Annotated in this window: 26 protein-coding genes; 20 read left to right on the top strand and 6 right to left on the bottom strand. The window is 67.7% G+C overall.

The features are described 5' to 3' along the window. Positions 1–11 precede the first annotated feature (11 nt). The 6 genes from G6N31_RS24485 to G6N31_RS24510 all read left to right on the top strand — a co-directional run bounded on the left by G6N31_RS24485 (position 12) and on the right by G6N31_RS24510 (position 5,712). Positions 12–1,088, top strand: coding sequence for a GNAT family N-acetyltransferase (locus G6N31_RS24485; protein ID WP_133117681.1), 1,077 nt, complete (start codon positions 12–14; stop codon positions 1,086–1,088). A gap of 37 nt (positions 1,089–1,125) precedes the next feature. Then, positions 1,126–2,163 carry a beta-propeller fold lactonase family protein gene (locus G6N31_RS24490; protein ID WP_163722362.1) on the top strand — a complete coding sequence of 346 codons (1,038 nt, stop codon included), beginning with the start codon at positions 1,126–1,128 and terminating at the stop codon, positions 2,161–2,163. After that, positions 2,160–2,975: a class I SAM-dependent methyltransferase gene (locus G6N31_RS24495; RefSeq protein ID WP_098003227.1), complete on the top strand. Its 816-nt coding sequence runs from the start codon at positions 2,160–2,162 to the stop codon at positions 2,973–2,975. The genes G6N31_RS24490 and G6N31_RS24495 overlap by 4 nt, the downstream gene beginning before the upstream one ends. A gap of 50 nt (positions 2,976–3,025) precedes the next feature. Further along, positions 3,026–3,808, top strand: a complete 783-nt coding sequence (locus tag G6N31_RS24500) for a glycoside hydrolase family 16 protein (RefSeq protein WP_276057241.1) — start codon at positions 3,026–3,028, stop codon at positions 3,806–3,808. Positions 3,809–3,825: 17 nt separating this feature from the next. Next, positions 3,826–4,917, top strand: a complete 1,092-nt coding sequence (locus G6N31_RS24505) for a GNAT family N-acetyltransferase (RefSeq protein ID WP_098003225.1) — start codon at positions 3,826–3,828, stop codon at positions 4,915–4,917. Between the two features lie 87 nt (positions 4,918–5,004). Further along, complete coding sequence (locus G6N31_RS24510; protein ID WP_098003224.1) at positions 5,005–5,712, top strand: hypothetical protein; 708 nt, start codon at positions 5,005–5,007, stop codon at positions 5,710–5,712. Positions 5,713–5,754: 42 nt separating this feature from the next. On the opposite strand, the gene G6N31_RS24515 is transcribed toward G6N31_RS24510, so the two are convergent. Beyond that, entirely contained in the window at positions 5,755–6,648 is an 894-nt protein-coding gene (locus G6N31_RS24515) for an MPT63 family protein (protein ID WP_098003223.1), read from the bottom strand. A 447-nt stretch (positions 6,649–7,095) separates the two neighbouring features. Here G6N31_RS24515 and G6N31_RS27690 point away from each other — a divergent pair, with 447 nt between their 5' ends. Further along, entirely contained in the window at positions 7,096–8,436 is a 1,341-nt protein-coding gene (locus G6N31_RS27690; protein ID WP_098003222.1) for a hypothetical protein, read from the top strand. Between the two features lie 124 nt (positions 8,437–8,560). After that, a complete protein-coding gene (locus G6N31_RS24525; protein WP_098003221.1) occupies positions 8,561–9,031 on the top strand; it encodes a hypothetical protein in 471 nt (156 codons plus the stop codon). A gap of 10 nt (positions 9,032–9,041) precedes the next feature. Here G6N31_RS24525 and G6N31_RS24530 read toward each other — a convergent pair whose 3' ends face one another. Next, positions 9,042–9,902 carry an enoyl-CoA hydratase ChsH3 gene (locus G6N31_RS24530; protein ID WP_098003220.1) on the bottom strand — a complete coding sequence of 287 codons (861 nt, stop codon included), beginning with the start codon at positions 9,900–9,902 and terminating at the stop codon, positions 9,042–9,044. Positions 9,903–9,905: 3 nt separating this feature from the next. After that, positions 9,906–11,588: a 3-oxosteroid 1-dehydrogenase gene (kstD, locus tag G6N31_RS24535; protein ID WP_098003279.1), complete on the bottom strand. Its 1,683-nt coding sequence runs from the start codon at positions 11,586–11,588 to the stop codon at positions 9,906–9,908. Between the two features lie 73 nt (positions 11,589–11,661). Here kstD and G6N31_RS24540 point away from each other — a divergent pair, with 73 nt between their 5' ends. The 6 genes from G6N31_RS24540 to G6N31_RS24565 all read left to right on the top strand — a co-directional run bounded on the left by G6N31_RS24540 (position 11,662) and on the right by G6N31_RS24565 (position 17,929). After that, entirely contained in the window at positions 11,662–12,447 is a 786-nt protein-coding gene (locus G6N31_RS24540; RefSeq protein ID WP_098003219.1) for a 2-keto-4-pentenoate hydratase, read from the top strand. Positions 12,448–12,464: 17 nt separating this feature from the next. Continuing rightward, positions 12,465–13,391 (top strand): acetaldehyde dehydrogenase (acetylating), encoded by a 927-nt coding sequence (locus G6N31_RS24545; protein WP_098003218.1) that lies wholly within the window; start codon positions 12,465–12,467, stop codon positions 13,389–13,391. Next, the gene (gene dmpG / locus G6N31_RS24550; RefSeq protein WP_098003217.1) at positions 13,388–14,452 is read left to right on the top strand and encodes a 4-hydroxy-2-oxovalerate aldolase; all 1,065 of its coding nucleotides are present in this window, start codon (positions 13,388–13,390) and stop codon (positions 14,450–14,452) included. Before G6N31_RS24545 ends, dmpG begins: the two co-directional genes overlap by 4 nt. Positions 14,453–14,558: 106 nt before the next feature. After that, complete coding sequence (locus G6N31_RS24555) at positions 14,559–15,029, top strand: heme-binding protein (RefSeq protein ID WP_098003216.1); 471 nt, start codon at positions 14,559–14,561, stop codon at positions 15,027–15,029. Positions 15,030–15,120: 91 nt separating this feature from the next. Beyond that, entirely contained in the window at positions 15,121–15,822 is a 702-nt protein-coding gene (gene trhA / locus G6N31_RS24560) for a PAQR family membrane homeostasis protein TrhA (RefSeq protein WP_098003215.1), read from the top strand. A gap of 31 nt (positions 15,823–15,853) precedes the next feature. Further along, positions 15,854–17,929, top strand: coding sequence for a RecQ family ATP-dependent DNA helicase (locus G6N31_RS24565; RefSeq protein ID WP_098003214.1), 2,076 nt, complete (start codon positions 15,854–15,856; stop codon positions 17,927–17,929). Here G6N31_RS24565 and G6N31_RS24570 read toward each other — a convergent pair. Next, on the bottom strand, positions 17,926–18,579 hold the full coding sequence (locus G6N31_RS24570; RefSeq protein ID WP_098003213.1) for a TetR/AcrR family transcriptional regulator: 654 nt from the start codon (positions 18,577–18,579) through the stop codon (positions 17,926–17,928). The genes G6N31_RS24565 and G6N31_RS24570 overlap by 4 nt on opposite strands. A 126-nt stretch (positions 18,580–18,705) precedes the next feature. On the opposite strand from G6N31_RS24570, the gene G6N31_RS24575 reads away from it, so the two are divergent. From G6N31_RS24575 to G6N31_RS24590, 4 genes are all read left to right on the top strand, one after another. Next, positions 18,706–19,389, top strand: a complete 684-nt coding sequence (locus G6N31_RS24575; RefSeq protein ID WP_276057242.1) for a hypothetical protein — start codon at positions 18,706–18,708, stop codon at positions 19,387–19,389. Further along, entirely contained in the window at positions 19,386–20,195 is an 810-nt protein-coding gene (locus G6N31_RS24580; protein ID WP_098003212.1) for an SDR family NAD(P)-dependent oxidoreductase, read from the top strand. Before G6N31_RS24575 ends, G6N31_RS24580 begins: the two co-directional genes overlap by 4 nt. Continuing rightward, entirely contained in the window at positions 20,192–21,622 is a 1,431-nt protein-coding gene (locus tag G6N31_RS24585; RefSeq protein WP_098003211.1) for a cytochrome P450, read from the top strand. Before G6N31_RS24580 ends, G6N31_RS24585 begins: the two co-directional genes overlap by 4 nt. A gap of 98 nt (positions 21,623–21,720) precedes the next feature. Next, positions 21,721–21,915, top strand: coding sequence for a ferredoxin (locus G6N31_RS24590; protein ID WP_098003210.1), 195 nt, complete (start codon positions 21,721–21,723; stop codon positions 21,913–21,915). Positions 21,916–21,925: 10 nt separating this feature from the next. Here G6N31_RS24590 and G6N31_RS24595 read toward each other — a convergent pair whose 3' ends face one another. After that, positions 21,926–22,564 (bottom strand): response regulator, encoded by a 639-nt coding sequence (locus G6N31_RS24595; protein ID WP_098003277.1) that lies wholly within the window; start codon positions 22,562–22,564, stop codon positions 21,926–21,928. 73 nt (positions 22,565–22,637) lie between these two features. Between G6N31_RS24595 and G6N31_RS24600 the strand changes: the two genes are divergently transcribed. Both G6N31_RS24600 and G6N31_RS24605 read left to right on the top strand, forming a co-directional pair. Then, positions 22,638–23,780, top strand: coding sequence for a sensor histidine kinase (locus G6N31_RS24600; RefSeq protein ID WP_234815277.1), 1,143 nt, complete (start codon positions 22,638–22,640; stop codon positions 23,778–23,780). 300 nt (positions 23,781–24,080) lie between these two features. Beyond that, entirely contained in the window at positions 24,081–25,382 is a 1,302-nt protein-coding gene (locus tag G6N31_RS24605) for a cytochrome P450 (protein ID WP_098003276.1), read from the top strand. 25 nt (positions 25,383–25,407) lie between these two features. On the opposite strand, the gene G6N31_RS24610 is transcribed toward G6N31_RS24605, so the two are convergent. After that, a complete protein-coding gene (locus G6N31_RS24610) occupies positions 25,408–26,322 on the bottom strand; it encodes an IclR family transcriptional regulator (RefSeq protein WP_098003209.1) in 915 nt (304 codons plus the stop codon). Between the last annotated feature and the right edge of the window lie 42 nt (positions 26,323–26,364).

A 26,364-nucleotide genomic window follows, 5' to 3' on the forward strand; every position in this document is an offset into this window, starting at 1 on the left:
GTGTGACAACGATGACCTCGACCCCGCCGGTGACGGCGCACACAGCAGGGGGATTCGCTGTTCGCACACCCGTGCCGCGCGACGTCTGGGAAGCAGTGTTCGCCGCCGATCCCGAGGCAATGCCCACCCAGTCACCGGCATGGGTGGATTGCCTCTCCGCAACCGGTCGATTTCGCGACGCGACAAGAATGTACGAGAGATCGGACGGGTCCGTGGCCGTACTCCCGCTGGTCCGTTCAAGGGGCGTCGGCGGGGTCGTTCACTCGATGCCGCAGAGTTGGGGGTACGGCGGGCTGATCAGTGCCCCCGCGAAGCCGGATGTCGCCTTGGCCGAGGCGGTCTGGCGCGACTTGTCCGCGAGCGCCCTGCGAATCCACCTACGCCCAAACCCTGTTCAGGAACAAGTCTGGGAGATCGTGTCCGCCGGCAGAGGCGTGACAGCCCTTCCGTCACGGGCCCATATTCTGGATCTCAGCGGAGGGTTCGAGACAGTATGGCGGTCACGGTTCAAGTCGCAGGTCCGCAGGGAAGTACGCCGGGCGGAGGAAGCCGGGGTGGTCGTCGGCACCGATTGCACGGGTACTTTCGTTCCGATCTTCTACGAGTTGTTACAGCGGTCCTTCGACAGGTGGGCAGTGCGGCAAGGGGAACCCCCATGGCTTGGCCGGCTGCGCGGATGTCACCGCGACCCGCTGAACAAGTTCCGGCGTATCGCGGAGACGATGGGAGATGGCTGTCAGATATCGTTGGCCTGGTACCGGGACCGGCCCGTCGCGGCAATCTTGGTGCTGCGGGCAGGATTGGTCGCCCATTACACGCGCGGCGCAATGGATACCGCCATCGACGTACCGGTCAAGGTCAACAGCTTGCTCCACAAGACGGCTGTCGAACACGCCTGCCGTGACGGATATCTGCGTTACCACATGGGTGACTCCGGCTTCTCCACCGGTCTGGCGCAGTTCAAGACGAGGTTCGGAGCACAGCAGTATGACTTCGCCGAATACTGGTTGGAGCGACTCCCGGTGTTCCGTGTCCAACGAGCCGCGCGCGAGACGGTCAAATCGCTGATCGGATTTCGTGATGCGTGAATCGCGAAGGGCAGTCTCAACACCTCGGCGGTCACTCATGGCCTCAGGCTTGATCGCGGCGCTCGTGGGTTGTTCCTCGCCGCCTCAGCCACCAGCCGAGCCTGCGCTGCCCGACGGAACATACGCGTTCGTCGTCAATGCCCGGTCTAGCGACCTACAGGTACTGGACGCGGGAACCATGGTGGCGGCCGCAAGGCCGGTTCCGGTCGGTTCGGTACCATCGGACGTCGTTCTGAGCTCAGATGCGCAGCGCGCCTATGTGATCAGCCCGTCATCGAACAATGTCACCGTCGTCGACACCAGGTCGGCGACGGTGATCGGTGAACCGCTGCGTGCGGGAATCTTTCCGTCCGCGTTGGCGCTCAGTCCGGATGGTTCGGCGTTGTACGTAGCAGGCGGTGAGAGCGATGATCTCCGAGCGTTCGACACCCGCACACACCGCCCCATCGGCGCTCCGGTTTCCATCGGCGACGCGCCGTCGGGTATCGCGATCAGCCCGGATGGGACCACGGTCTTTGCCACCGGTCACTACAGCAATGACGTCCGGTTGGTCGACGCACAGTCGTGGAGGGTGGTCGGTGAGCCCATCAGGGTAGGCGCGCGGCCCAGCCAGATCTCGATGAGCCGTGACGGACTGCGCGCGTACGTCACCAACTCCGGTGCCGACTCGGTGTCAGTGCTCGATGTCGAATCACAGCGGGTCATCGGTAGCGCGATCCCGGTCGGACTGTATCCGTACGGTGTCGTCGTGAGCCGAGATGGCGCACGCGTGCTCGTAGCCAACCAGAACTCGGACACCGTGTCCGTCATCGATACCGCAACGGCAATGGTGATGAGGACGATTCCGGTCGGCGACTCACCGACGACGATCGCGCTGAGTCCAGTCGGTGATCTCGCCTACGTCACCAACATGTATGCCGACACCATATCCGTCATCAGTATCGAGACGCTGAGCGTGACTGAAGTTTCCGGGACCTCCGCACAGTCACCGCGTGGAATTGCGTTGGGAACGCTGTCAAATGTTGATGCCGGCGACGTGTCGAAACGCCCCCGACCCGGAAAGGACGCACCATGAGCCAACTCGATGCTCACACACACGGTGGCGATCTATGGAACCGGTTCGAGCCGTGTGAGATTCGACCCGGTGGCTCAACAGCAACCGGCGGCGTCGTCGACTATCGGCTCGGAATCATCGCGCGGTACTGCCGGATTTCCGGCCGTTGGCTGGATTGCGGTAGCTGCGACGGTGAATACACCGCGGGGTTGGAGGAACACGGTGCGCACACCGTCGTCGGTGTCGAGGCGGATCCCGGGCGTACCGAGGCGGCACGCGGTCGATGGGCCAGCCGGCCTGGGGTGGAGTTCATCGCGGCGTCGGCCGAGGCGCTGCCGTACCCCGATGGCCACTTCGACGGGATTCTCCTCAACGAGGTGCTGGAACACGTGGCCGACCAGGAATGCGTGCTACGTGAGCTCCGACGTGTGCTCGCGCCTGGCGGAGTGCTCGTGGTATTCAGCCCCAATCGCTGGTTTCCATTCGAGGGACACGGAATTCGCCTCGGCGGGTGGAACGTGAGTTCGCCGGTCCCGTTCGTTCCGTGGCTTCCTCGTCAACTGTCTCTGCGGGTGATGAAGGCGCGCAACTACTGGCCTCGGGAGCTGCGAGCCTTGATCGCCGCAGCCGGGTTCGATGTCGTCGACGTCAGCTATGCATGGCCTCTACTCTCGCACTACCCGTGGATTCCAGGTCGCCTGGTCCCGCGGTACCGAGCGCTGATCCCCCGACTACAGCGATCGAAACTCGTGCGGCGATTCGGTGTTTCCACCGTCGTCATCGCGCGCGCTGCAATCGCGGATGGCGACCGGAGGGCGGTGGGGAAGCCATGAGGATGCACGGGTGCGGGGCGAACAGGCATTCGGGTGTGCTGGGTGCGCTCATGATCGCGGTCCTGCTGGTCGCCTGTCAACAGCCGCTCCCGCGGGGCGAGGCTGCACCAGACCCCGCCACGGCGGTGTTCACGGACGAATTCGACGGACCTGCAGGGTCGCTCCCAGACCGAGGAAAGTGGGCGCCAGACGTGGGCGGCCACGGATGGGGGAACGAGGAGCTGCAGTTCTATACCGAGTCGGGCAATGTCTTCCTCGACGGGGATGGACACCTCGTCATCGAGGCACGCAAGGCCGAGGAACCTCTCGAATGCTGGTACGGACGCTGTGATTACATCAGCGGCAAGATCACGACGAAGTCACTGTTCGCCCAGCGGTACGGCATGTTCGAGGCGCGGGTGAAGTCGGCGGTCGGTACCGGCATGTGGGGAGGGTTCTGGATGCTCGGGAGCAACATCGACGACATCGGCTTCCCCGAGGCGGGCGAGATCGACATCTTGGAAACACTCGGCCACCGAGTCCGCGATGTCGAACAGCACGTCCAGGCGCCAGATCTCCGCTGGGGAGCGGAACACGTTCTGCCAGAGGGACAGTCCGTCGGCGATTGGCACACGTACGCGGTGCGCTGGTATCCGGACCATATCGACTGGTACGTCGACGGAGAGGTCACTCGGACCTTCACCGCCGACGAAGCCGGTGGGTCATGGGTCTTCGACCACCCGTTCTACCTGCTGTTGAACCTGTCGGTGGGCGGTGAATGGCCGGGACCGCCCGACGCTGACACGGTCTTTCCGAATCGGATGCTGGTGGATTACGTGCGCGTCTATGGATAGGGGGCGAGACGGTCGCGATGAGGGCAACCCTGATACGTCCGCGGGAGCTCGGGCCACGTGAGTGTGCGCGCTGGCTCGAATTCCAGGCTGCCGATCCCCAACTGCAATCTCCCTTCCTCGCGCCGGCTTTCGCCTGCGCGGTTGACTTTGTTTCTGACGACGCACGTGTCGCTGTCTTCGAGGACGGTGCGGCCATCGTCGGCTTTTTGCCCTTCCAGATGATTTCGCGTGGGGTCGCCGCCCCGATCGGCCGGAAGCTCAACACCCGCCAAGGGTTCATCCATCAGCCGGGGCTGGTGTGGGCGTGGACGGAATTGCTCGCCGCGACCGGACTCCATGTTCTCGAATTACAGGATGTCGTCGGCGCGCAGGGCGCCGGCTTCCGCTCCCTGGTCGCCGCGAGTTCCCCGATGATCGACACTGCCGGTGGTTGGAGCAGCTACCTGGCCTCGATTCGCACACACAAGTCCGTCAAGACGATCCTTTACAAGGAGCGCAAATTGCGCAGAGACCACGGCGACGACGTGGTCTTCGAAACCGGTCGGGCCGTGGACTGCGCCGACCTCGACCGGCTCGCTAAATGGAAGTCACGGCAATACCGACGCAGCGGATGGCCCGATCTTTTCGCTCAACACGAGACCGTCCCATTACTGCGACTGCTCGCCGAAGGACATGGAGACGGGATGCGCGCGGTCGGATCGTCGCTCCGTATCCGGGGCGAGGTGGTGGCCACCGACCTCAGCCTGTCGACGGACACGGTCTTCGCCGGATGGTTCGCGGCGCACAACCCGGAGCACGCGCAATACTCACCTGGAGCCATCCGGACGCTTCGGACCATCGAGGCGGCATTCGCTCGCGGTGTCCGATGCATCGACCTTTCGCGGGGTGACGAACAGTACAAGAACGCCCTGACCAACAATTCTTGCGACATCGCCACGGGATTCGTCTCCCGCCAGTCCCTACGCTCCCGTGTCTACAAGGCCAGCCGATGGCCCGGGACGGCGCTCACCGGCTATGTGCTGGCGCACCCAGGGGTGCGCAGCGTGGTGCGGCATTCTCTGCGCCGGATCGGAGAAGCACGCGAACAATACGCGATGCTGATGGGCTGATCACCGGGTTCCACTGTTGCCCCGGTCGCGGCCGGTCAGGGTGTGTCTGCCCACGGCGACCAGTCGAGGCCCACTACCCTTGACCAGATGAGCTCCTCCGAGCCACCTCCCGCCGATGACGATGACACCGGCCCGTTGCGGCCTGCGAGTCGGCCGGACACGGGCGTCTCGGGATCGCGTTACGACGCGCCACTGTCGGTCAATCCGCGGCCCGTGCAGCGTGACCGTCGGCCTCTGGTCGTGGTGGGTGCGGCGACCGTCGCCGTGATCGCGCTCGGCGTGCTCGCGTGGTCGTTCTGGCCTTCTTCGGACGAGCCGCAGACATCAGAGGCCTCCGAGCCGGCGACCACGTCGCCAACCGTTTCCCAGCCTGAAGCCGAGAACCGCGTCCTGAGCCTGGTGCCGCGCGGATATCCCGCCGACGCGTGCGCGCCCGTTGTGCCGCCGAAAGGCGCACTGGCACAGGTCAGTTGCGGTCCGAACACCGATCCCGGTGGCCCGCTGGCGGCGACATACACGCTGGCCCGCGACTCCGACGCGCTGACGGAGTTGTTCGACGAGGTGGTGGACACCTCTTCGGTGGTGAATTGCCCGAACAACATTCAGTCCCCTGGACCGTGGCGGCGCAACGCAACCCCGGATCAGGTGGCCGGCACGCTGGTGTGCGGTTTTCAGCAGAATAGGCCGACGGTCGCGTGGACGACCACCGCGGACCGGCTGCTCAGTGAAGTCCATTCGGGTCCGCAAGGGCCCAACATGGTGCAGCTCTACACCTGGTGGTCGTCGCACTCCTGACCGGCGGATCGACCGGTCAGGAGTGCGACGTCCGCAGTCCGATCAGGCCGGCGGTGCGGGAACGACCGTGGTGGCCGGCGCCGAATTTGCGGGAGCCGGCGCCGCGGCATCAGGCAACGGGGTGCCGGCGCTGCCCTGCGGGAGCGGGGTGCCGGCGCTGCCCGCCGGAGCCGGGGCGGCCGCGGGGGCCGGAGCCGGAGCCGGAGCCTCCGGTGCTACAGCGGCGTTCTCCGGCAACGGTGTGCCCGAGCTGCCCTCCGGCAGCGGCGTGCCGGAACTGCCCTCGGGCAACGGGGTGCCCGAGCTGCCGGCCGGCATCCCCTCCGGCGCGGGAGCCTCCGCTGCCGCGGCGTCAGGGTTTGCGGCATCAGTCGCGGGCGCGGCTTCCTCGGCGGTTGCCGACGTCGACGGCGACGCGCCCCCCGGGTAGGCCGGGCTCGAGCTGGTCGCACCCGCCGCAGGCGCCGGCGGCGCCTGCACCCAGACAAGCAGATCGGTGCCTCCGTTGTTGTAGACGACGCTGTCCGGCTGGGCGCCGGTCACGTCGAAGTAGATCTTGCCGGTGGTCTTCTGGCCCTGCGTGATGGTCGCCGGGTTGACGCCCTGTTCGGTGGCGACGCCGAACAACACCCGGTACGTCTCGCCGTTCCCGGCGCGCGCGTTCAAGTTGGAGACGATCGGGGTGACCGCGCCCGAGACCGCTTCGTCGGTCGCCGTCGCCTCCCACAGCGTGCCCACCGGGCGGTACGGGATGACGTCGGAGCTGGGCTTGAGGTCGGTGACGGTCCAGTGCTGAACCACCGAGCCGTTGACCAGCTCGCCCGGCTGGCCGAGGTACTTCACGTCGGCCTCGGCCGAAGCCAACGGTGCACCGGCGAGAGCCAGCGCCACAGCGCCGGATCCGATGGCAGCAGCCCACGTGGGCTTGATCTTCACTATCTTCCTCCTGGTTTCGGTTCAACGAGCAGCGAGGTTGCCCCCGGAGCAAAGTAGCAGGTCGCCCGTCGTCTCATGTCGGTCTCACCCGCCGGAGCTGGGGGAACGTCGCGTATCGACCGGCGACGAGGTCCGGCCGCGGTCGCGGACGTGTTCTCACCCGAACGCCCCTGCTGTAGCCAGCCCGACGGTGAGCAAAGGAGAAAGCGTCCGCGGTCCGATCCCGGCGCCGACCGGCACCTTTACCCGCCGGTGGGGAGTATTCGGCTGGTACACTGCGCTTCGGCTGCCTGCAGTGCGCAGCGCAGCAAGTACGGGGGGAAGTCTTGACAGGCCCGTCAGCAAACTCATAGATTCTGTCCGCGGAGTCTTCGTGGTGGAGTACCGTCGAAGAACGCACGCCCGGTAACACGCTCTTTTTCCGACACGACAGGGGACGCACCGACCATGCCCAAGCATTCCACCGCCCGCAAAGGTCAACGGGTTCTGGCCGTCAAGACCTTTCTCACCGCGGGCGTCACCGGCGCAGCGATGGCCGGTCTGGGCACTCTTGCGCTGATCGGGACCGACGACGCTCCTGCGCAGCGGTCCTACGACGTCCAGTTGGTGTCGCAGGAGTGGTGGGAAGGCTACGGCGACTCGCGCTCGTCGGCCGGGTCCGACCAGGCGGGCGCCCTCGCAGCGGCGGACCTCCCGACGATCCGGCCAATGATCGGCCCGGGTGGCTGGCTGATCGGCAACGGTCTTGATGCCGCGGACGACTGCACCGGCGCCGCGTGCAACGGCGGCAACGGCGGAATCCTCGGCGGCGACGGCGGCGACGGTAAGAACGGCGGCAACGGCGGCAACGCCGGCCAGTTCTTCGGCAACGGCGGCAACGGCGGTAATGGCCTCGATGCCGTCTACAACGAGGAAACCGGCGCGCGCACGGCCGCCACCAAGGGCGGTAACGGCGGCAACGGCGGCTGGTTCGGTAACGGCGGCAACGGCGGCAAGGGCGGTAACGACTTCAACACCGAGGACTTCGTCGACGATGAGGAGACCGAGCGCGACGAGTCGCTGGGCAACAATGCCTACGCCGGTAACGGCGGCAACGGGGGGCGCGGCGGCTACATCGGCAACGGCGGCAACGGTGGCGACGGCGGCGATGCGTCCTCGGAGAACGGCAGCGCCTACGGCTACTTCAACGAGGACGTCTCGTTCGGCCGTGGTGGTGACGGCGGGTCTTCGCAGGGCTACATCGGCAACGGTGGGGCCGGCGGCAACGGCGGCAACTCCACGGCCAACGCCGAGGGCGAGGAGGCCCTGGGCGGGGACGGTGGCACCGGCGGTTCGGCCGGCTTCAACGGCGCCGGCGGACGTGGCGGTGACGGCGGTGACGCCGACGGCGGCACCGACGCCTACGCCGAGGGCGGCTTCGGTGGCGACGGTGGCACCAGCCGCAACGGCGACGCCGGTGACGGTGGCGACGGCGGCGACGCGGTCACCGAGAACGACACCGCCTACGGCGGCGATGGCGGCTTCGGCGGCGATGCCACCTTCAGCGGTAAAGGCGGAAACGGTGGTCGCGGCGGCGACGCGGACGGCGGCGAGAAGGCCGGCGGCGGCTGGGGCGGCGACGGTGGCCGCGGCAGCCTGTTCAGCGGTGGCGGCGACGGCGGCGACGGTGGCAACGCCACCGCCGACGACCAGAGCGACGCCGAAGGTGGCTACGGCGGCGAAGCCGGCCGCGGCGGCACCGACGGCAGCGACGGCACCCCGGCGCCGAGCAGCAGCGACGACGACTAAGGCACAGTAGGTCGACGTACGGCCGGGTCCGGTCGCCTCCAGGCGCCGTACCCGGCCGTTGTCGCGCTCTCCACCTGCCAAACATCTTGTCGTCGAGCAACTCCCGCCCGGCTATGATCGCCGAATGCCGGACACCACGTACTCGAATCGCACCGCCGCAGGATGGGTCGCCCCAGCCGCCCTGGTCATCGCCCTCGTCGCTGCGGTGCTCGCCGCGTGGGGTCTGCTGCGCTCCGATGACTCCGCGAGCAGCGCCGGATCAGTCGACAAAACGCAGCTGTGCTCAGCTTTCGAGACCGTGCGCAATGCGGTGTCGCTGCAGACCAACGCCAATCTGGGACCTGACCGGGTCGCGACGCAGGCAGTGGCCGCCAACGCCCGGCTGGCCACGCTGGGCGGCGGACAGTACCTGCGCTGGCAGGTCAGCGATGCAGAACCGGGCGAACTCGCGGACGCGGTGCGCTCTTTCGCCGACGATCTCACCGAGATCGGGATGGGGCAGCTCGCCGGCGCGGGCAGTGCCGACCAGGCCCAGACCGAGCGCATGAACAACGCCCAGACCACTGCGGCGAGGGTCGACGAGCTCTGCGCCTAGCCCCGGGCGGTCAGGCGGGCACGAATTCCACGCCCGCCAGCGCGACGGCGTTGTCCCGCTCGGGTGCGGTGACCGTGGCGGTGTAGGCCCCGTCCTGCTTCCACACGCTGATGCGCAGCGTCTCGCCGGGGAACACGACACCGGCCATCCGGGCGCCGTAGGTCTTCAGGCCGCTGACGTCACCGTCGAGGAGATTGTCCACCAGCGTCTTGCACGTCATCCCGTACGTGCACAGCCCGTGCAGGATGGGACGCGGGAATCCTGCTGCGGCAGCGAAATCCGGATCCGAGTGCAGAGGGTTGCGGTCGCCGCACATCCGGTAGAGCAGCGCCTGCTGCGGGGACGTCGGCACGGTCAGCTCCAGGTCGGGGGACCGGTCGGGGGCCGCCGACGACCCCGACGGGCCGCGGTCGCCGCCGAAGCCACCCTCGCCGCGGGCGAAGATCGACCGCTTCTGCGTCCACAGCAGCGTGCCGGCCGGATCGTTGACGGTCGTTTCCGACCAGATCACCGCGGCCTTGCCCTTGTCCCAGATCTCGGTGAACCGGGTGACCGCGGTGCCGGTGCCCGACGGCGGGATCGGCCCGGGAACCGTCACCGCCTCGCTGGCATGTAGCACCTTGCTGAGCTCGATGTCGATGCCCGGGAACTTCACCGCCGGCGGCTCGGTCATGTGGAAGCTCTGCGCCACATTGCCGAACGTCGGCAGCACCTGCGGGGTGTCGTCGGTCAGGTAGCGCAGCTCACGCTTGTCCATCGGGTCTGCACCCGCGCCCAAGCCCAGGTGGTACAGCTGGACATCGCTGCTGGTCCACGAGAATTCGACAGGTGCAAGCTCGGCGCCGAGCGCTTCGTCGAGGTTGATGGGCACGGATTACGCCTTTCCTGCCAGGTGGAGCGCCGCGAGGTAACCGAAGGTCATCGCCGGGCCGATGGTGCCGCCCGGACCCGGGTAGGTGTGGCCCATCACCGGTGCGCTGACATTACCTGCAGCATAGAGCCCTTCGATCACCGTGCCGTCGTCGCGGACCGCGCGGCCGTGCACATCGGTGACGATGCCACCCTTGGTTCCGAGGTCGCCCGGCACCATCTTCGCGGCGTAGAACGGCCCGTGGCTGATCTCGCCGAGGTTCGGGTTGGGTTTGTTGGTCGGGTCGCCGTAGTAGCGGTCGTAGGCGCTCTCGCCCCGCTTGAAATCCTCGTCCACCCCGGAGCGGGCGAATCCGTTGAATCGCTGCACCGTGGCCTTGAACGCGTCGGCCGGCAGTCCTGTCTTCGCCGCCAGCTCGTCGAGGGTGTCGGCCTTGACGATCACGCCCGACTCCAGCCACTTCTTCGGAATGCGCTGTCCCGGCTGCAGTCCCGCGAAGATGTAGCGGTCCCGGTACTGCTGGTCGAAGACCAGCCAGGCCGGGATGTTCTCACCCGGCCCGGGTCCCTGCCCGTACTGGCCGCCGTACATTTGGTGGCACGCCTCGACGTAGGGCATCGACTCGTTCATGAAGCGCTTGCCGTTCATGTTGACGATGATCGAGCCGGGCGAATTGCGCTCCGACAGTGCGAACCACGGCGCGCCGACCAGCGGAACCGTGGGCCCCCACCACGCGTCTTCCATGACATCCAGTGCCGCGCCGAGCTTTTCGGCGGCGACGATGCCGTCGCCGGTGTTGGCCACCGCGCCGACCGTCCACTCGGTGGTGATCGGGGCACGCTGGTACTTCACCCGCATCTGCTCGTTGTGTTCGAAGCCGCCACTGCCCAGGATCACCCCGCGGCGCGCCCGGATCAGTTGCGGCTCAGCCGCCTCGCCCGCGGTCGTGTCACGCACGTAGACACCGCGCACCACGCCGCCCTCGACGTAGAGGTCGGTCAGCGCGGTGTTGAGCAGGACTGGGACCCCGGCGTCGCGCAGCGCGATGCGCAGCGGGGCGATCAACGCGCGGCCCATGCCCACCAGGTTCTTCCGCGTCGTGTTGGCCCATACCGTGCGGGCGCCGACCTTGAGGCTGCGGAGCAGGCCGCGCGGATGACGCTTGAGCTGGTTGAGTCGCACATAGTCCTGCTGCATCACCACCATGTTCAACGGGACCTTGCCGTACGGCGGCTCCAGGCCGGCAAGATCTGGTCCCAGCTTGTTGGCGTCGAACGGCTTCGGTTCCACTGAGCGGCCGGTGGCCTTGCCGCCGGGCGTCTCGGGGTAGTAGTCGGCGTAGTTCGGCACCCAGCACAACTTCAGCGGCGAGTTCTTCAGGACGAAGGACAGCATCTCCGGGCCGCGGTCGAGGTAGGTGTCGATCTTCTCGGCCGGGACCACGTCGCCGATGATCGAGTGCAGGTAGGTCCGGGCGGCCTCGCGGGTGTCCTCGACCCCGTCGCGCCGCAGCACCTCGTTGTTCGGAATCCACACGCCGCCACCTGACCGCGCAGTGGAACCACCGTAGTGCGGGGCCTTCTCAACGACTATCGTCGAGAGTCCCTGGTGGGCGGCGGTGAGGGCGGCGACCATGCCCGCGGCGCCGCTGCCGACCACGACGACGTCATACTCCTGCTCCGTCATGTAGAACACGTTATAGAATTGCCCGGCCGACCCACAACTGTGCCGGTCGACGAAACGAGGGGACTTCATCTAGATGCTCAGTTCCGAGGTCCGTGAGCAACTTGCCGCCGACTTGGCGCAGGCCGAACGCAGCCGGGAGCCGATCGCTCCGCTGACCGATGCGCATCCCGACATCGACGTGGTCGACGCTTACGAGATCCAGTTGATCAACATCCGCCAGAAGGTGGCCGAAGGCGCGCGGGTCGTCGGCCACAAGGTCGGCCTCTCCTCGGAGGCCATGCAGAAGATGATGAACGTCGACGAGCCCGACTACGGCCATCTGCTCGACGACATGCAGGTCTTCCAAGACGTTCCAGTCAAGGCCGGGCGATATCTGTATCCGCGGGTCGAGGTCGAGGTCGGCTTCGTCCTCGCCGACGATTTGCCCGGGGCCGGCTGCACCGAAGACGACGTACTGGCCGCGACGGCAGCGTTCTGCCCCGCCATCGAGCTCATCGACACGCGGATCACCAACTGGCAGATCAAGCTCTGCGACACCATCGCCGACAACGCCTCGTCGGCGGGGTGGGTGCTCGGGGAGGCGCGGGTGTCGCCCAAGGACGTAAATATCCGGGCGATCGATGCGGTGCTGAGCAACAACGGCGAGGTGGTGGCCGAGGGACGCAGCGACGCGGTGCTGGGCAACCCGGTCACCGCGGTGGCGTGGCTGGCCCGCAAGGTCGACCAATTCGGTGTCCGGTTGAAAGCCGGCGACATCGTGCTGCCGGGGTCGTGCACCCGTGCGATAGATGCACCGCCCGGCAGCCATTTCGTCGCCGAGTTCAGCGGTTTAGGTTCAGTACAGCTCAGTTTCGAATAACCGATAGAGGACCAGCAATGTCTACGGCCAAAAAGGCTTCCGTCGCGATCGTCGGGTCCGGCAACATCAGCACCGACCTGCTCTACAAGCTGCTGCGCTCGGAGTGGCTCGAACCCCGGTGGATGATCGGCATCGACCCAGACAGTGAAGGTCTGGCGCGGGCCCGCAAGCTCGGCCTGGAGACGTCGCACGAAGGCGTGGACTGGCTGCTCGCACAGTCGGAGAAGCCCGACATGGTGTTCGAGGCGACCAGCGCCTACGTGCACCGCGACGCCGCCCCCCGGTACGCCGAGGCGGGTATCCGGGCCATCGATCTGACCCCGGCCGCAATCGGCCCGGGGGTGATCCCCCCGGCCAACCTGCGCGAACACCTCGACGCCCCGAACGTCAACATGGTGACCTGCGGCGGACAGGCCACCATCCCGATGGTCTACGCCGTGTCGCGGGTGGTGGAGGTGCCCTACGCCGAGATCGTGGCGTCGGTGTCGTCGGCGTCGGCCGGTCCTGGCACGCGCGCCAACATCGACGAGTTCACCAAGACCACCAGCGCCGGTGTCGAGGTGATCGGCGGGGCCAAGCGCGGCAAGGCCATCATCATCCTCAACCCGGCCGAGCCGCCGATGATCATGCGCGACACCATCTTCTGCGCGATCCCGGAGGACGCCGACCACGCCGCGATCACCCAGTCCATCAAGGACGTGGTCGCCGAGGTGCAGACCTACGTGCCCGGGTACCGACTGCTCAACGAACCGCAGTTCGACGAGCCGTCGGTGGTCAACGGCGGCAACCACGTGGTGACCGTGTTCGTGGAAGTGGAGGGTGCGGGCGACTACCTGCCGCCCTACGCTGGAAATCTGGACATCATGACCGCAGCCGCGGCGAAGGTGGGCGAAGAGATAGCCAAGGATCGCGTCGCCGCGGTGCAGGCAGGAGCGCAAGCATGAGTGGGACCGAGGACATCTACTTCAACCCGATCTGGGACGTCCGGATGACCGACACGTCACTGCGGGACGGGTCGCATCACAAGCGCCACCAGTTCACCAAGGACGAGGTCGGCGCCATCGTCGCCGCGCTGGACGCGGCCGGGGTGCCGGTCATCGAGGTCACTCACGGCGACGGCCTCGGCGGTTCCAGCTTCAACTACGGGTTCTCCAAGACCCCCGAGCAGGAGCTGATCAAACTCGCCGCCGCGACGGCCAAAGAGTCCAAGATCGCTTTCCTGATGTTGCCGGGGGTCGGCACCAAGGAGGACATCAAGGAAGCGCAGAACAACGGCGGGTCGATCTGCCGCATCGCCACCCACTGCACCGAGGCCGACGTGTCGATCCAGCACTTCGGCTTGGCGCGCGAACTCGGCCTGGAAACCGTCGGCTTCCTGATGATGAGCCACACCATCCCCCCCGAGAAGCTGGCCAAGCAGGCGCGCATCATGGCCGACGCCGGCTGCCAGTGCGTCTACGTCGTCGATTCCGCCGGTGCGCTGGTGCTCGAAGGTGTCCGCGATCGAGTTCAGGCGCTCGTCACCGAACTCGGCGACGACGCGCAGGTCGGCTTTCACGGGCACGAGAACCTCGGCCTGGGCGTGGCGAACTCGATCGAGGCGGTACGCGCCGGAGCCAAGCAGATCGACGGCTCCTGCCGCCGGTTCGGTGCCGGTGCCGGCAACGCCCCCGTCGAGGCGCTCATCGGCGTGTTCGACAAGATCGGTGTCAAGACCGGGATCGACTTCTTCGACATCGCCGACGCGGCCGAGGAGGTCGTCGCCCCGGCCATGCCCGCCGAGTGCCTGCTCGACCGCAATGCACTGATCATGGGGTACTCGGGGGTCTACTCCAGCTTCCTCAAGCACGCGATTCGGCAGTCCGAGCGTTACGGCGTGCCCGCGCACCAGCTGCTGCATCGCGCCGGGCAGCGCAAGCTCATCGGCGGTCAGGAAGACCAGCTCATCGACATCGCGCTGGAGATCAAACGCGAGCAGGAAACCGCCGCAACCCAGGCGACCTAGCTCCTTACGCCCCTGTGGTCCTGACCACGCACGTGTTTGGCGAGCATGTCGACCGGCTAGGCATCACGTTGCGACCGTCTGATCGCACAGCGAAGGAGTGATTTCGATGAACCCGTCCGCAACGAACGTGCGCCGGGGTCTGTTCGGCGTTTTCGCCGGTGGGCTGCTGGCCTTCGGTTCGGCGGCGATCGTCGCACCGGTGTCCAACGCGCAGCCGGAGACCTCGCCTGACTGCTCCGCGGCCGGTGTGGCCGGCACGGTGAGCACAGCCGTCGCGGCTGAAGGCGCCTACCTGACGGCCAACCCGCAGGTCAACGATGCGCTGTCGGGCATCTCGGCGCAGCCGCAGGAGCAGGCGCAGACCGCCTACCAGGCGTATCTCGAGGAGAACCCCCAGGTGCGGCAGGCGCTCACCGACATCTACCAGCCGGTTGGCACCGTGAACACGCAGTGCAACCTGGATCTGACTCCGACGCCGGTGGCGCAGGCCGTCTGGAGCTTCAGCAGCGGGGCCGCCGAGTCGCCCGCGCAGACCCCGCCCGCGGAGCCGACAGCGCCGCCCACCCCGGTCGGCTGACCGAACGGGCCCGTCGGCATGGCGACCCCGGTCTGCTGCCGGTGCGCAGGTAGGCTCACGCTGGCTGCCGTGTGATCGCGGCGGTTGCCGCATGCCTGTGACGCGGCCCATCCACAACGTGGGAGAGCGTCTGAGCGAGTCCCACGTCGTCGAGGCGGTCACTCCGCGCGCCCGGGGGTGGATACACCTCTGCTCGGCGGTTGCCGCCCTGATCGCGGGTACCGCGCTGGTCGCGAGCGCATGGCGGTCCACGTCTCCGCAGGCGGGCTGGGCGGCTTTGGTCTACGCCACGTCGGTGGTGGCCATGTTCACGGTCAGTGCCACCTACCACCGGGTGCGGTGGTCCTCGGCGCCGGCCGCGAAGTGGATGATGCGGCTGGACCACTCGATGATCTTCGCGTTCATCGCGGCCTGCTACACCCCGCTGGCAGTGCTGACGATGGAACCGCAGACCGGTGCCGAACTGCTCACGATCGTGTGGACAGGCGCAGCCGCCGGTGTGGTGCTGAAGGTGTGCTGGCCGGTGGCCCCGCGGTGGGTGGGGGTGGCGCTCTATTTGCTCTTGGGCTACGTGGCGTTGTGGTTCGCCGGCACGCTGCTCGATGGTGCCGGGATCACCGTGGTGGGACTGCTCGTCGCGGGCGCGGCCCTCTACAACATCGGTGCGATCCTCTACGGCGCGCGATGGCCCAATCCGTGGCCCGAGACGTTCGGCCACCACGAGTTCTTCCACGCCTTCACCACAGCCGCCGCGGCCTGTCACTTCGTGGCCATCTGGCTCGTCGTGCACTAGGTCCGTCGGACCCGGCGGGCACGATGGGCTGATGGCAACGAGAACCGAGGCCCAGGCGCTCCTCGAACAGCTGGCCGGCCCGGCCGCGCACCTGCGCGACGACCAGTGGACGGCCATCGAGGCGCTGGTGGTGCAGCGCCGCCGTGCGCTGGTCGTGCAGCGCACCGGCTGGGGCAAGTCGGCGGTCTACTTCATCGCCGCCAAATTGCTCCGTGCGGCGGGCCTGGGGCCGACGATCATCGTGTCCCCGCTGTTGGCCTTGATGCGCAACCAAGTCGCGGCGGCGGAACGCGCCGGCGTCAAGGCCGCGACCATCAACTCCGGGAACGTCACCGAGTGGAATGCCGTACACGCTCGGGTCACCGACGGCGAACTCGACGTGCTGCTCGTCAGCCCGGAGCGTCTGAACAACCCTGATTTCCGGGACAACGTTCTGCCCGCCCTGGCCAGCGATGCCGGACTGGTGGTCGTCGACGAAGCCCATTGCGTGTCGGACTGGGGCCACGATTTCCGCCCCGATTACCGCCGGATCCGAACTCTGGTCGCCGACCTCGGGTCGGGGATACCGGTGCTGGCCACCACGGCGACCGCCAACGACAGAGTGGTCAGTGACATCGCCGCTCAGCTCGAGGTCGGCGGTGGGGACACGGTGGTGCTGCGCGGCGGTCTGGACCGCGAGTCGCTGCGACTGTCGGTGGTCAAGGCCGGGACTCCCGCACAGCGGGCGGCATGGCTTGCCGGGCAACTGGATTCGCTGCCCGGAAGCGGAATCGTCTACACCCTGACGGTGGCCCAGGCGCACGACGTTGCCGGCTTGCTGCGGGAACGCGGCCACACCGTCGCCGCATACACCGGAGCCACCGACACCACCGAACGCGAACAACTCGAAGCCGACCTGCTTGACAACCGGGTCAAGGCGCTGGTCGCCACGTCAGCGCTCGGAATGGGTTTCGACAAACCAGATCTCGGCTTCGTGGTGCACCTGGGCGCGCCGTCGTCGCCGATCGCCTATTACCAGCAGGTCGGTCGCGCCGGCAGGGCCACCGCGCGCGCCGAGGTGATCCTGCTGCCCGGCACTGAGGATCAGGAGGTCTGGCGCTACTTCGCCTCGGTCGCTTTCCCGCCGGAACCCCTGGTCCGCAACGTACTCGCCGCTCTCGACGTGGACCGGCCACAGTCCACGCCGGCGTTGGAGGCCCGGGTCGATCTGACCCGGTCCCGGCTGGAGATGGTGCTCAAGGTGCTCGACGTGGACGGCGCCGTGCGGCGGGTGAAAGGCGGTTGGCTGGCCACCGGGCAACCGTGGCGCTACGACGAACCGCGCTACCGCGCCCTCGACCAGGCGCGCCGGCGCGAACAGCAAGCCATGCTGGACTACCAGGACACCGACGAATGCCGGATGGCGTTTCTGCGGGCCCAGCTCGACGACCCCGAGCTCAGCGCGGGCGAGCGTTGTGGACGCTGCGACAACTGCACGGGCGACCACTATTCGGCGACCGTCGACGAGGCGACGCTGACGGCCACCGCGCAACGGTTGCGCCGGCCCGGAGTCGAGGTCGCGCCCCGCAAACAATGGCCGTCGGGCCTCGGCGCGCTCGGTCTGGAGCTGTCCGGCAGGATCAGCGACGCCGCCAGCGCCGGGCGTGCGATCGGCCGGCTCACCGACCTGGGCTGGGGGGCCCGCCTGCGGCGCTTGCTGGCCGAGCCCGATCAGGAAGTCCCCGACGAGGTCGTCGACGCTGCCGTCGCCGTCCTCAAAGTCTGGGACTGGGCGAGCCGACCGGTCGCGGTGATGGGGCTGGACTCGCAGACCCACCCGCTGCTGATCTCATCGATGGCGACGCGGCTCGCCCAGCTCGGGCGGCTGGCGAACCTGGGGACCCTGGCCTACGCGGTCGACCATCGGCCGGTCACGGCGGCGAACTCCGCCTACCGCGTCGCCGGGCTGCATGGCGCATTCCAGCAGCCGATCATCGACTGCGACGGGCCGGTGCTGCTGGTCGACGACGTCACCGACACCGGCTGGACGCTGACGATGGCCGCACGTGAACTGCGTGCCGGCGGGGCCTCCGAGGTGTTGCCGTTCGTGCTGGCGGCGACGAGCTAACGCTTACGCAGTCGTGCCACTTCCGCCGCGCCATTGCCGGTGATGAGCCACAGTGTGGTCAGGCAGGTGACGAGGTCCTCGACCGAGATGTCGGCGCGGCCGTCGAGGTAGGCCAGGATCGCGTCGGCTGTTCCGCCGACGATGAACGCGGGCGCCACCTTGGCCAGCGGGTCCTTCTCCAGTTCGACGTCGTGAATCGTGCGCGCATGACCGACCAGGACCGCCGTCAAGCCTTGCATCACCGCTTCGCGATGGTCATGCAGGACCGGCGAACTCGCCACCCCGCCGAGCAGGATCCGTCCACGCCTGGGGTCGTCGACCAGTGTGCGTACCAAGGCCGTCACCGCAGCCCTGGCCTGTTGCTCGAGTGGTTCTGCCGCAGTCTCTGCGATAGCACCCATCGTGGCGGTCCGGACTTCGTCGGCAATCGTGTCGACGACGGCCGTGGCCACCTCGTCGAGGCTGGCGAAACTCTCGTAGAAGTAACGCTTGTTCAGGCCGGCGCCGGCGCACAGTCGATCGACGGTGAAGGCCCGCCATTCATTGACGGCGATGGCGTCGATGGCGGTCTCGAGCAGACGGGCTCGCCGCTGAAGGCGGCGCGAGTCGGCGGTCAGACCGCCATAACTGCGTCCCGAAGTCTCGGTCACCCGACGATCGTCGCACCCGGGGTCCCGGCCGGGGCAATCGAGCCTTGACACCACCACACCAGTCTGGCACGGTTCAGTACCAGATTATCTGGCACGAACTCGTACCAAAATGTGAGGAACGCACAGTTGAGCACATCGATCGCGCAGCAGCCCGCATCACCGCATTCCGAGCCACACCGCACCGGGGCGTCCGTGCTCGCAGAACTTCGCGAGCTGGCCGCTCACTCACCCGCTTTGGCCCGCCGCCTCGGGTGGGACTATCTCCGTGAGCTCGGAGATCGGGCCCGCCACGACCAACTGGCGGAATTGTTCGCCCGCGGCGAGGCCCCCGACGGTCCGTACGGCGCGATGGAGGGGCTGATCGTCGGGAAGCTCTTCGGCATTCCAGAGGCCCATCTGGCCAACCCGCTGATGAAGATCGACCCGACGTGGCGGGGCAAGACCTTCGACCACGAGTCGGGGACGGGCTTCAATCGGCTGAGTCCCCTGGGAAAGTACACGCTGCGGGCAGTCGCACCGTTGTACGGCGGCCTTCGCCGTGTGGGGTCTGAGGTGCTCGGATACGGCTTCACCCACAAGATCGACACCGCTGCGGCCGAGCCCTTCAATGCCGTTCGTGCGCTGGACTATTCACCTTCGGAATATCGCAACCCGAGCGTTCGCACCTTCCCGATCAAGCGCACCCGCGACGAGATCGTCGAGTTGCTTCCGAGGCTCTATCTCGGACGCGCCCTGCTGACGATGCCCAGCGGCGAGGTACGGCTGATCGCCTATTTCGCGCTCCGCGAGTTCAGCGACGAGCGGGCATGATCAGCCTGGAGGGTGCTGTCGCGGGGGTGACGGGAGGAGCCCGCGGCATCGGCAGGGCGACTGCCGCCGAACTGGTGCGCCGCGGCGCACGCGTGTTCATCGGTGACGTCGACATCGACGAGGCGCAGCGCGCGGGTCGCGAGATCGGCGCCTGCCCAGTGCAGCTCGACGTCACCGACCCGGTGAGCATGGCTGCCTTCCACGCCACCGTCAGCGCGGCCGGTCCGCCGGACATGTTGGTCAACAACGCCGGCATTCAGATCATGGGGCCCTTCGCCGACACGAAGCTGGAGCTGTACCACCGGGAAGTCACGATCAACCTGCTCGGCGTCATCAACGGCATGCACACGTTTCTGCCCGGCATGCTCGAACGTGAACGCGGACACATCGTCAACATCGCTTCGATGGCCGCCAAGGTGACCACCCCGGGAATGTCGGTGTACTGCGCCACCAAATATGCCGTGGCGGCCCTGTCCCGGGCGGTGCGGGCCGAGATCGCCTCCAGCGCAGTCACCGTGAGCACCGTGATGCCGACCGCCGTGCACACCGAACTCACCGCCGGGGTGGCGCTGGACCTCCTGCCCACCCGTGAACCGGAGGACATCGCCCGCGCGATTGCCGACAGTGCACGGCACGCGCGCGGCGAGATCACCGTCCCCCGTTGGCTGGCGCCGATGGGACTGATCGAGGAGGTGACGCCGGAGCCATTGCTGCAACGGCTGAAGCAGCTCGCCACATTGCGGCAACCGCCGGGGCACTACGACGAATCCGCGCGCCGGCGCTACCTGGACCGGATCGGCCAATGACGACACCCGTCCGCACCGGGGAGGCGAAACTGCGGCTGCAGACGATGGCGGCCGGCATCACCGAGCGCTTCCCCAGCCGTGCGCACGCCCTGGCCCAGCCGCCGGCAGGGTCGGGGCTCAAACCGGTGTTGGGCAACTACGGGTTTCCCGTCATCGGACATATCCTGAGTTCGTTGGTGGACCCACTCGAATTCGCCCGTCGCCGATATGAGCGGTTCGGACCGGTGTCCTGGGCCGGCGGCGTCGGCTTCCGCATCGTGTCGCTGCTGGGTCCCGAGGCTCTCGAGACCGTGTGGATCAACAAGGACAAGGCATTCTCCAGCACTCGCGGGTGGGCGCCGGTGATCGGGCCGTTCTTTCATCGCGGCATCATGCTGCTCGACTTCGACGAGCACCGGGACCACCGGCGCATCATGCAGCAGGCGTTCACCCGTAGCGCATTGGACGGCTACCTCGCGCTGATGCGCCCCGGCATCCGTCGGACGGTCACCGGCTGGCCTGCGTCCCCGAACTTTCCGTTCTACACCTCGGTCAAGCATCTGCTGCTCGATCAAGCCGCCGAGGTCTTCGTCGGCGCTACTCTGGGTGCGGAATCCGATCAGCTCGCGGCCGACTTCCACGACACGGTCTGCGGCGGCCAGGCGATGATCCGCGCCGACGTGCCCGGCGGCGCGTGGGCGCGCGGCCTACGAGCCAGGGAACGCCTGGAACGTTACTTCGCCAGGCAGGTCTCGGCGCGGCGCGTGGGCGAGGGCACCGATCTGTTTTCGATGCTGTGCCGCAGCCGCGCCGACAACGGCGAGCGGTTCAGCGACACCGACATCGTCAACCACATGATCTTCCTGTTGATGGCCGCGCACGACACCAGCGCGATCGCGATCTCCATGCTGGTCTACGAACTCGGGCGAAACCCCGACTGGCAGTACCGCTTACGCGAAGAGGCGATGGACAGCCCCAACGACGAGCTGACGCTGGCAGATCTCGACAGCGGCTACCCGCTGCTCGACGCCGCCTTCGACGAGATCCTGCGGATGTACGCGCCGGCGGGCACGCTGTTCCGGCAGGCGATCACCGACACCGAGATCGCCGGCCACTTCATCCCGCGCAAAAGCCAACTGGCGATCAACGTCTACGCCTCCATGCGGCTGGCCGACTGGTGGCCGGACCCGGATCGGTTCGACCCGGGCCGGTTCCTCGACGGGGCGGACGCACGGCCGGTGCACCGGTACGCGTTCGCGCCCTTCGGCGGCGGTGTCCACAAATGCCTCGGCCAACAGTTCGCGGACATGAACGTCAAGGCGGTCATGCATCAGCTGCTGCGGCACTTCGACTGGGAGGTGCCGCTCGGGTACACACCGCTGATGACGTGGGGCACCGGGCCGACTCCCGCCGACGGCCTGCCGGTCACCCTGCGCAGGCGCGCATGACCTTGGCACGCGCAGGCCATGTTTGGCGCGTGCAGTCCTGCCGGCGTGCCCCTCGGCGGCACCATACTCGGGTTATGCCGAGTGCCGCTGGAGGAAGCATGCGCATCACCGTCGACTACGACCTCTGCGAAGGACACGGTCAGTGCCTGATGGCCGCACCCGACGTGTTCGATCTGCCCGACGGTGCCGACCAGGTCGTGTTGCTCGAGCCGCAGCCCCCCGCTGATCAGCACGACGCGGTGATCCGCGCCGCGGCGATGTGCCCGGCGCAGGCCCTGCGGGTCGAGGCCTGACGCGCCACGCTCAACCGGCGGTGCCGTCGTCGAGGATCCCGCTGCGGCCGGCCAGTGCGGCTGCGGCGATCCGGTTGCCGACCCCGAGCTTGTTCAGCAGTGAAGCCACCATCCGCTTGGCGGTGCGTTCGGACACCACCATCCGCGCGGCGATGTCGGCGGTCTCCATTCCGGTCGACACCAGCACCCAGAGCTTGATCTCGGCCGGGGTCAGCGACGTCAACACAGTGCCCGACGGTTTGCGGGTGGCGGACAACAAGGCGTCGAGCAGCGCGGGATCGACCACGCGCAGGCCGGCGGCGATCGTGGTCAGCGGCCCGACCAGCGCGTCCGGGCGCACCGTTTTCGACAGGAACCCGTCCGCACCCGCGCGCAGCGCATCCTCCGCGAGCGCCATGTCGCCGGTGCCCGACAGCGCCAGCACCCGGGTGCGTGGATGACGCGCTTTGAGGTGGCGGATCGCGGCGACGCCTCCCAGCGGGGGCATCGACAGGTCCACGATGGCCAGGTCGGCGTCGCAGGACGTGGCCAGCTCGGCGGCCTCCTCGACGAATGTGGTGCGGCCCCCGATGACGAACTGCTCGCCCCAGTCCCGGGTCAGGAGCAACTCGAGGCCCTCGGCGAACAGTTCGTGGTCATCGACGATCACCACGACATACGGTCGGGCCCCCGGCGTGCGGGTCACCCGCTGGATCGTAATGCGCGGGTCTAGTCTCGGGCCCGTGAACGGGTCGCATCGACTCAGAGCGCTCGTGGTACCCGCCGGCGACAACTACGGTCTGGCCCGGGTCGTCGTGGCCGTCCGCGCTGCAGTGGTGCTGTCCATCGTGGTGCTGGTCGCCACCGGTCCGGAGTGGGTGCGCCGGTACCCCGTAGCGCTGGCGGTGGTGCTCGCCGCCGCGCTGGGATATGCGGTGGTGCTCATGGCGCACCCGCGCTACGAGGTCCGGCGAACACGGTTCGCATGGCCGGTCGCAGTGCTCGACGCACTGTTCACCCTGACCTTGATCGGGCTGACCGGCGGAGCCGCCAGCCCCGTGGTGGCCGTGCTCGCGCTCGCGGTGATCGCGTCGGCCGCCCGGCTGACCTTCGTCGAATGCCTGATCCTGGCAGTGCTTTTGGGGACCGCCTATGCCGGCGTGGTGGTGTGGACGACGGTGGACGGCGTGGCGCTGGAAGCGTCGACGCAGGGGTTGTGGTGGGCCTTGTACATGGTGTTCATCGCCGTGTTGGGCGGTGGGCTGGCGGTGCTGATCGAACGTGAACATCGTTCCCGGGTCGATGCGCTGGTCGAAGCCGAGGCCGAACACGCCGCCGCCCAGGAGGAACGGGACCTGCGTGCGCGCCTGCTGCGGTCCTACGAGGCGCAGCAGGAGGGGTTGCAGGTCCTGCTGCACGAGTTCCGCACCCCGGTGGCGTCGCTGGACGCGTTGGTCGGCGCACTCTCCGACACCGCCACGCCGATGCCGGTGACCGACCGGGACGCAGCCGTCGAACTCGCCGGACGCCACACTCGACATCTGAGCGAGATGCTCGACGCGCTGTCCGACGTGAATCTGAGTCGACAACCAGCCTTCTCCTCCGGCCGCGTGCGTCGCGTCGACGTGGCCGAACTGACCGCCGAAGCCGCCCACGCCGTGGGGTTGGCGCCGCCACGGCTGCAGATGGCGACCACCGGTGATGTGTCGGCGGTCCTGGTCGACGCCCAGGGCCTGCGGCGCGTGCTGACCAATCTGTTGGAGAACGCGGCCCGGCACGGCCGCGACCTGCCCATCGAGGTGGTGTGCGAACGTGCCGGCGGTGACCTGCGTGTCGCGGTGCTCGACAGCGGTCCCGGTGTCCCGCCCGCCGCGCTGGCGACCTGACCGGCAAATTCGTCAGCCTGTCCGACCGGCGCGGCACCGCGGGTCTGGGGTTGTGGATCGTGGCCCAGATCGTCGACGCTCTCGGTGGCACGCTGCGATTCTCTCTCCGTGACGAGGGTGGTCTCGCAGCGTCGTTCACCGTCCCGGTCTCCTGACCCGCATCACTTCCCCAACTGGCCCGCGCAGGCCGTGGGTTGGCCCGTACGGCAGGCGCGTTCCCGCTGGGCCGGCCCGAGACTGACCGCATACCGCCCAGTGAGCCGGCCCACCCGCGGCCGAGGCCGGAAGGACATGAACCCGATGACGACGCTTCCCGAGACGTCTCCACAGACGTTCCCTGAGACCACCCACGGTCACATCGACCTCAGTGCACGCGAGTTCTGGACCAAGCCGCCCGCCGAGCGCGACGCGGCGTTCGAGGTGCTGCGCCGCGAGAATCCGGTGGCCTGGAGCCGGCCCGCCGACTCCGATCTGCTGCCGCCCGAGCAGAACCTCAGGGGGTTCTGGTCGCTGACCAAGCACGAGGACATCCGCTTCGCCAGTCGTCATCCCGAGATCTTCTCGTCGGCGCAGGGCATCACGATGGAGGACTTCCCGCGGGAGATCCTGATGATGTCGCAGTCGTTCATCGCGATGGACGCCCCGCGTCACACGCAGCTGCGCGGGATCACGCTGGATGCGTTCAAGCCGCGCAACATGCGCCGGCTGCAGAGCTGGATCCAAGGGCACGCGCGCGACCTGGTCAGCGAGATGTCCCATCTGGGCGAAGGTGACTTCGTCGAGCTGGTGTCGGTCAAACTGCCGGGCCGTATCTTCGGCAGCTTCTTCGGCCTCCCGCCCGGTGAGATCCACGAGAAGACCATCAGCGCAGCGCAGCGCACCCTGGGGTGGACCGACCCCGAGGTCCGTGGTGACTTGACCGCGATCGAGCTGTTCGCCGGGGCCGTGATGGACCTGCACGAGACGGTCACCACCCTGCTGCCCGAACGTCGTGCCAACCCCGGCGACGATCTGCTGTCCTGGATGGTGCAGGCCGAGTTCGACGGCGAGAAGATGACCGACGACGAGCTCAAGGCGTTCTTCACGCTGCTGGCGGTCGCGGCCAACGACACCACCAGACATGCGTCGGCGCAGGCGATCTACGCGTTCTCGCAATTCCCCGCGCAGCGCGACCTGCTGGTTGCCGACATCGGCGGACGGATCGATGCGGCTGTCGAGGAGGTGCTGCGGTGGGGATCGCCGCTGCTGCACATGCGGCGCACCGCGACCCAGGACGTCACGATCCGGGACAAGGAGATCAAAGCCGGCGACAAGGTGGTGCTGTGGTACATCTCGGCCAACCGTGACGAGGACGTGTTCGAAGACCCGATGACCTTCGACATCACCCGTAAGTCCAACCCCCACTTGGCATTCGGCGGCGGCGGTCCGCACTTCTGCCTGGGCGCCGCGCTGGCGCGCACCATGTTGCGGTCGCTTCTCACCGAGGTCTACACCCGCATCCCGGACATCACCGCCACCGAACCCAACTTCCAGGTGGCCAACTTCATCAACGGCATCAACAGCCTGCCCGCCACCTGGACGCCCGAAGGGACGCGCGTCTGAAGACGGACGCCGCACCCGGTGATCGTCACCGCTCGGGTGCGCTGCCCCCCAGTTGCCGGGTGACGGCGTCTGCGGTGGCCACCACCGCGCGCGCCCGTTCGGTGATCTCGTTGTCGGTCAACGGTTTCCCGACCTGCATGGAGGCGACCATGACCTGCCGGCGGTAGTGGTCGAAGACCGGCGCGGAGATGACGCTGATGTCATGTCGTCTGCGTCCGGTGTTCTCGTCGCGCAGGTACACCCGTTCGCCGATATCGGAGACCAATTCACCCAGCAACGCCCGTAACTCGTCGGGCAGATCGGTGGGCATCCCCGCCATCAGGGAGTACAAGCGCCGCCCCCCGGGAGTCTGCCGCTCCACCAGATAACCGTCGGCGCGGCAGCAGGCGACAACCCGCTTGAGTCGTTCGGAATCGGTGCGCAGCGGAATGGTGGGCGGCTTACGCAGCCATTCCCGTTCGGCCTCGTCGTCCCAGAGCACGAACATCAGCCCGACCGGCGGCGCGAACGGATAACTCTGGCCCACCTCGACCCCGGGCCGCGCTCCGGGTGGGGCGGCCAGATCCAGCAGAGTGATGCGGTCGTCGATGACGGCCGAGAGCGCCGCCGTCGCACCGAAACGCGAGGACAGCAGTCGCAACTGGTCGCGGGCGGCGGGACTGACGCGCATCGACTCCTGGGCCCGGTGGCCGAGGGTGATCAGTGACGGTCCCAACCGATACGTCTTGTCGCCCGGGTCGCGCACCAGGTAGCCCGCCTCGGTCAGCGCGGTCACGATCCCCAGGCATGTGGGCTTGCTCAGTTCCACCCGCCGAGCCAGTTCGGACACCCCGAAGCGGTCCCGCGGATGACCGGCGAGGAAATCCAGGATGCGAACCACACGGTCGGTCGGGGGTGACGCGCGTCCGGACACGGTGCCCACCCTACCCCTGCGGTTCATATTTGGAACATTGTGGTCGATATATTGACTCATGATGGAACA

Source organism: Mycolicibacterium duvalii, assembly GCF_010726645.1.
GTDB lineage: Bacteria > Actinomycetota > Actinomycetes > Mycobacteriales > Mycobacteriaceae > Mycobacterium > Mycobacterium duvalii.

Excerpts from the sequence above, each read along its gene's own strand:
- G6N31_RS24525 (WP_098003221.1), top strand. The coding sequence starts at position 8,561 with ATGCCGGACACCACGTACTCGAATCGCACCGCCGCAGGATGGGTCGCC.
- G6N31_RS24545 (WP_098003218.1), top strand. The coding sequence starts at position 12,465 with ATGTCTACGGCCAAAAAGGCTTCCGTCGCGATCGTCGGGTCCGGCAAC.
- G6N31_RS24490 (WP_163722362.1), top strand. The coding sequence starts at position 1,126 with ATGGCCTCAGGCTTGATCGCGGCGCTCGTGGGTTGTTCCTCGCCGCCT.
- G6N31_RS24540 (WP_098003219.1), top strand. The coding sequence starts at position 11,662 with ATGCTCAGTTCCGAGGTCCGTGAGCAACTTGCCGCCGACTTGGCGCAG.
- G6N31_RS24605 (WP_098003276.1), top strand. The coding sequence starts at position 24,081 with ATGACGACGCTTCCCGAGACGTCTCCACAGACGTTCCCTGAGACCACC.
- trhA (WP_098003215.1), top strand. The coding sequence starts at position 15,121 with ATGCCTGTGACGCGGCCCATCCACAACGTGGGAGAGCGTCTGAGCGAG.
- G6N31_RS24500 (WP_276057241.1), top strand. The coding sequence starts at position 3,026 with ATGATCGCGGTCCTGCTGGTCGCCTGTCAACAGCCGCTCCCGCGGGGC.
- G6N31_RS24555 (WP_098003216.1), top strand. The coding sequence starts at position 14,559 with ATGAACCCGTCCGCAACGAACGTGCGCCGGGGTCTGTTCGGCGTTTTC.
- G6N31_RS24495 (WP_098003227.1), top strand. The coding sequence starts at position 2,160 with ATGAGCCAACTCGATGCTCACACACACGGTGGCGATCTATGGAACCGG.
- G6N31_RS24590 (WP_098003210.1), top strand. The coding sequence starts at position 21,721 with ATGCGCATCACCGTCGACTACGACCTCTGCGAAGGACACGGTCAGTGC.
- G6N31_RS24580 (WP_098003212.1), top strand. The coding sequence starts at position 19,386 with ATGATCAGCCTGGAGGGTGCTGTCGCGGGGGTGACGGGAGGAGCCCGC.
- dmpG (WP_098003217.1), top strand. The coding sequence starts at position 13,388 with ATGAGTGGGACCGAGGACATCTACTTCAACCCGATCTGGGACGTCCGG.
- G6N31_RS24485 (WP_133117681.1), top strand. The coding sequence starts at position 12 with ATGACCTCGACCCCGCCGGTGACGGCGCACACAGCAGGGGGATTCGCT.
- G6N31_RS24610 (WP_098003209.1), bottom strand. The coding sequence starts at position 26,322 with ATGAACCGCAGGGGTAGGGTGGGCACCGTGTCCGGACGCGCGTCACCC.
- G6N31_RS24505 (WP_098003225.1), top strand. The coding sequence starts at position 3,826 with ATGAGGGCAACCCTGATACGTCCGCGGGAGCTCGGGCCACGTGAGTGT.
- kstD (WP_098003279.1), bottom strand. The coding sequence starts at position 11,588 with ATGACGGAGCAGGAGTATGACGTCGTCGTGGTCGGCAGCGGCGCCGCG.
- G6N31_RS24585 (WP_098003211.1), top strand. The coding sequence starts at position 20,192 with ATGACGACACCCGTCCGCACCGGGGAGGCGAAACTGCGGCTGCAGACG.
- G6N31_RS27690 (WP_098003222.1), top strand. The coding sequence starts at position 7,096 with ATGCCCAAGCATTCCACCGCCCGCAAAGGTCAACGGGTTCTGGCCGTC.
- G6N31_RS24510 (WP_098003224.1), top strand. The coding sequence starts at position 5,005 with ATGAGCTCCTCCGAGCCACCTCCCGCCGATGACGATGACACCGGCCCG.
- G6N31_RS24565 (WP_098003214.1), top strand. The coding sequence starts at position 15,854 with ATGGCAACGAGAACCGAGGCCCAGGCGCTCCTCGAACAGCTGGCCGGC.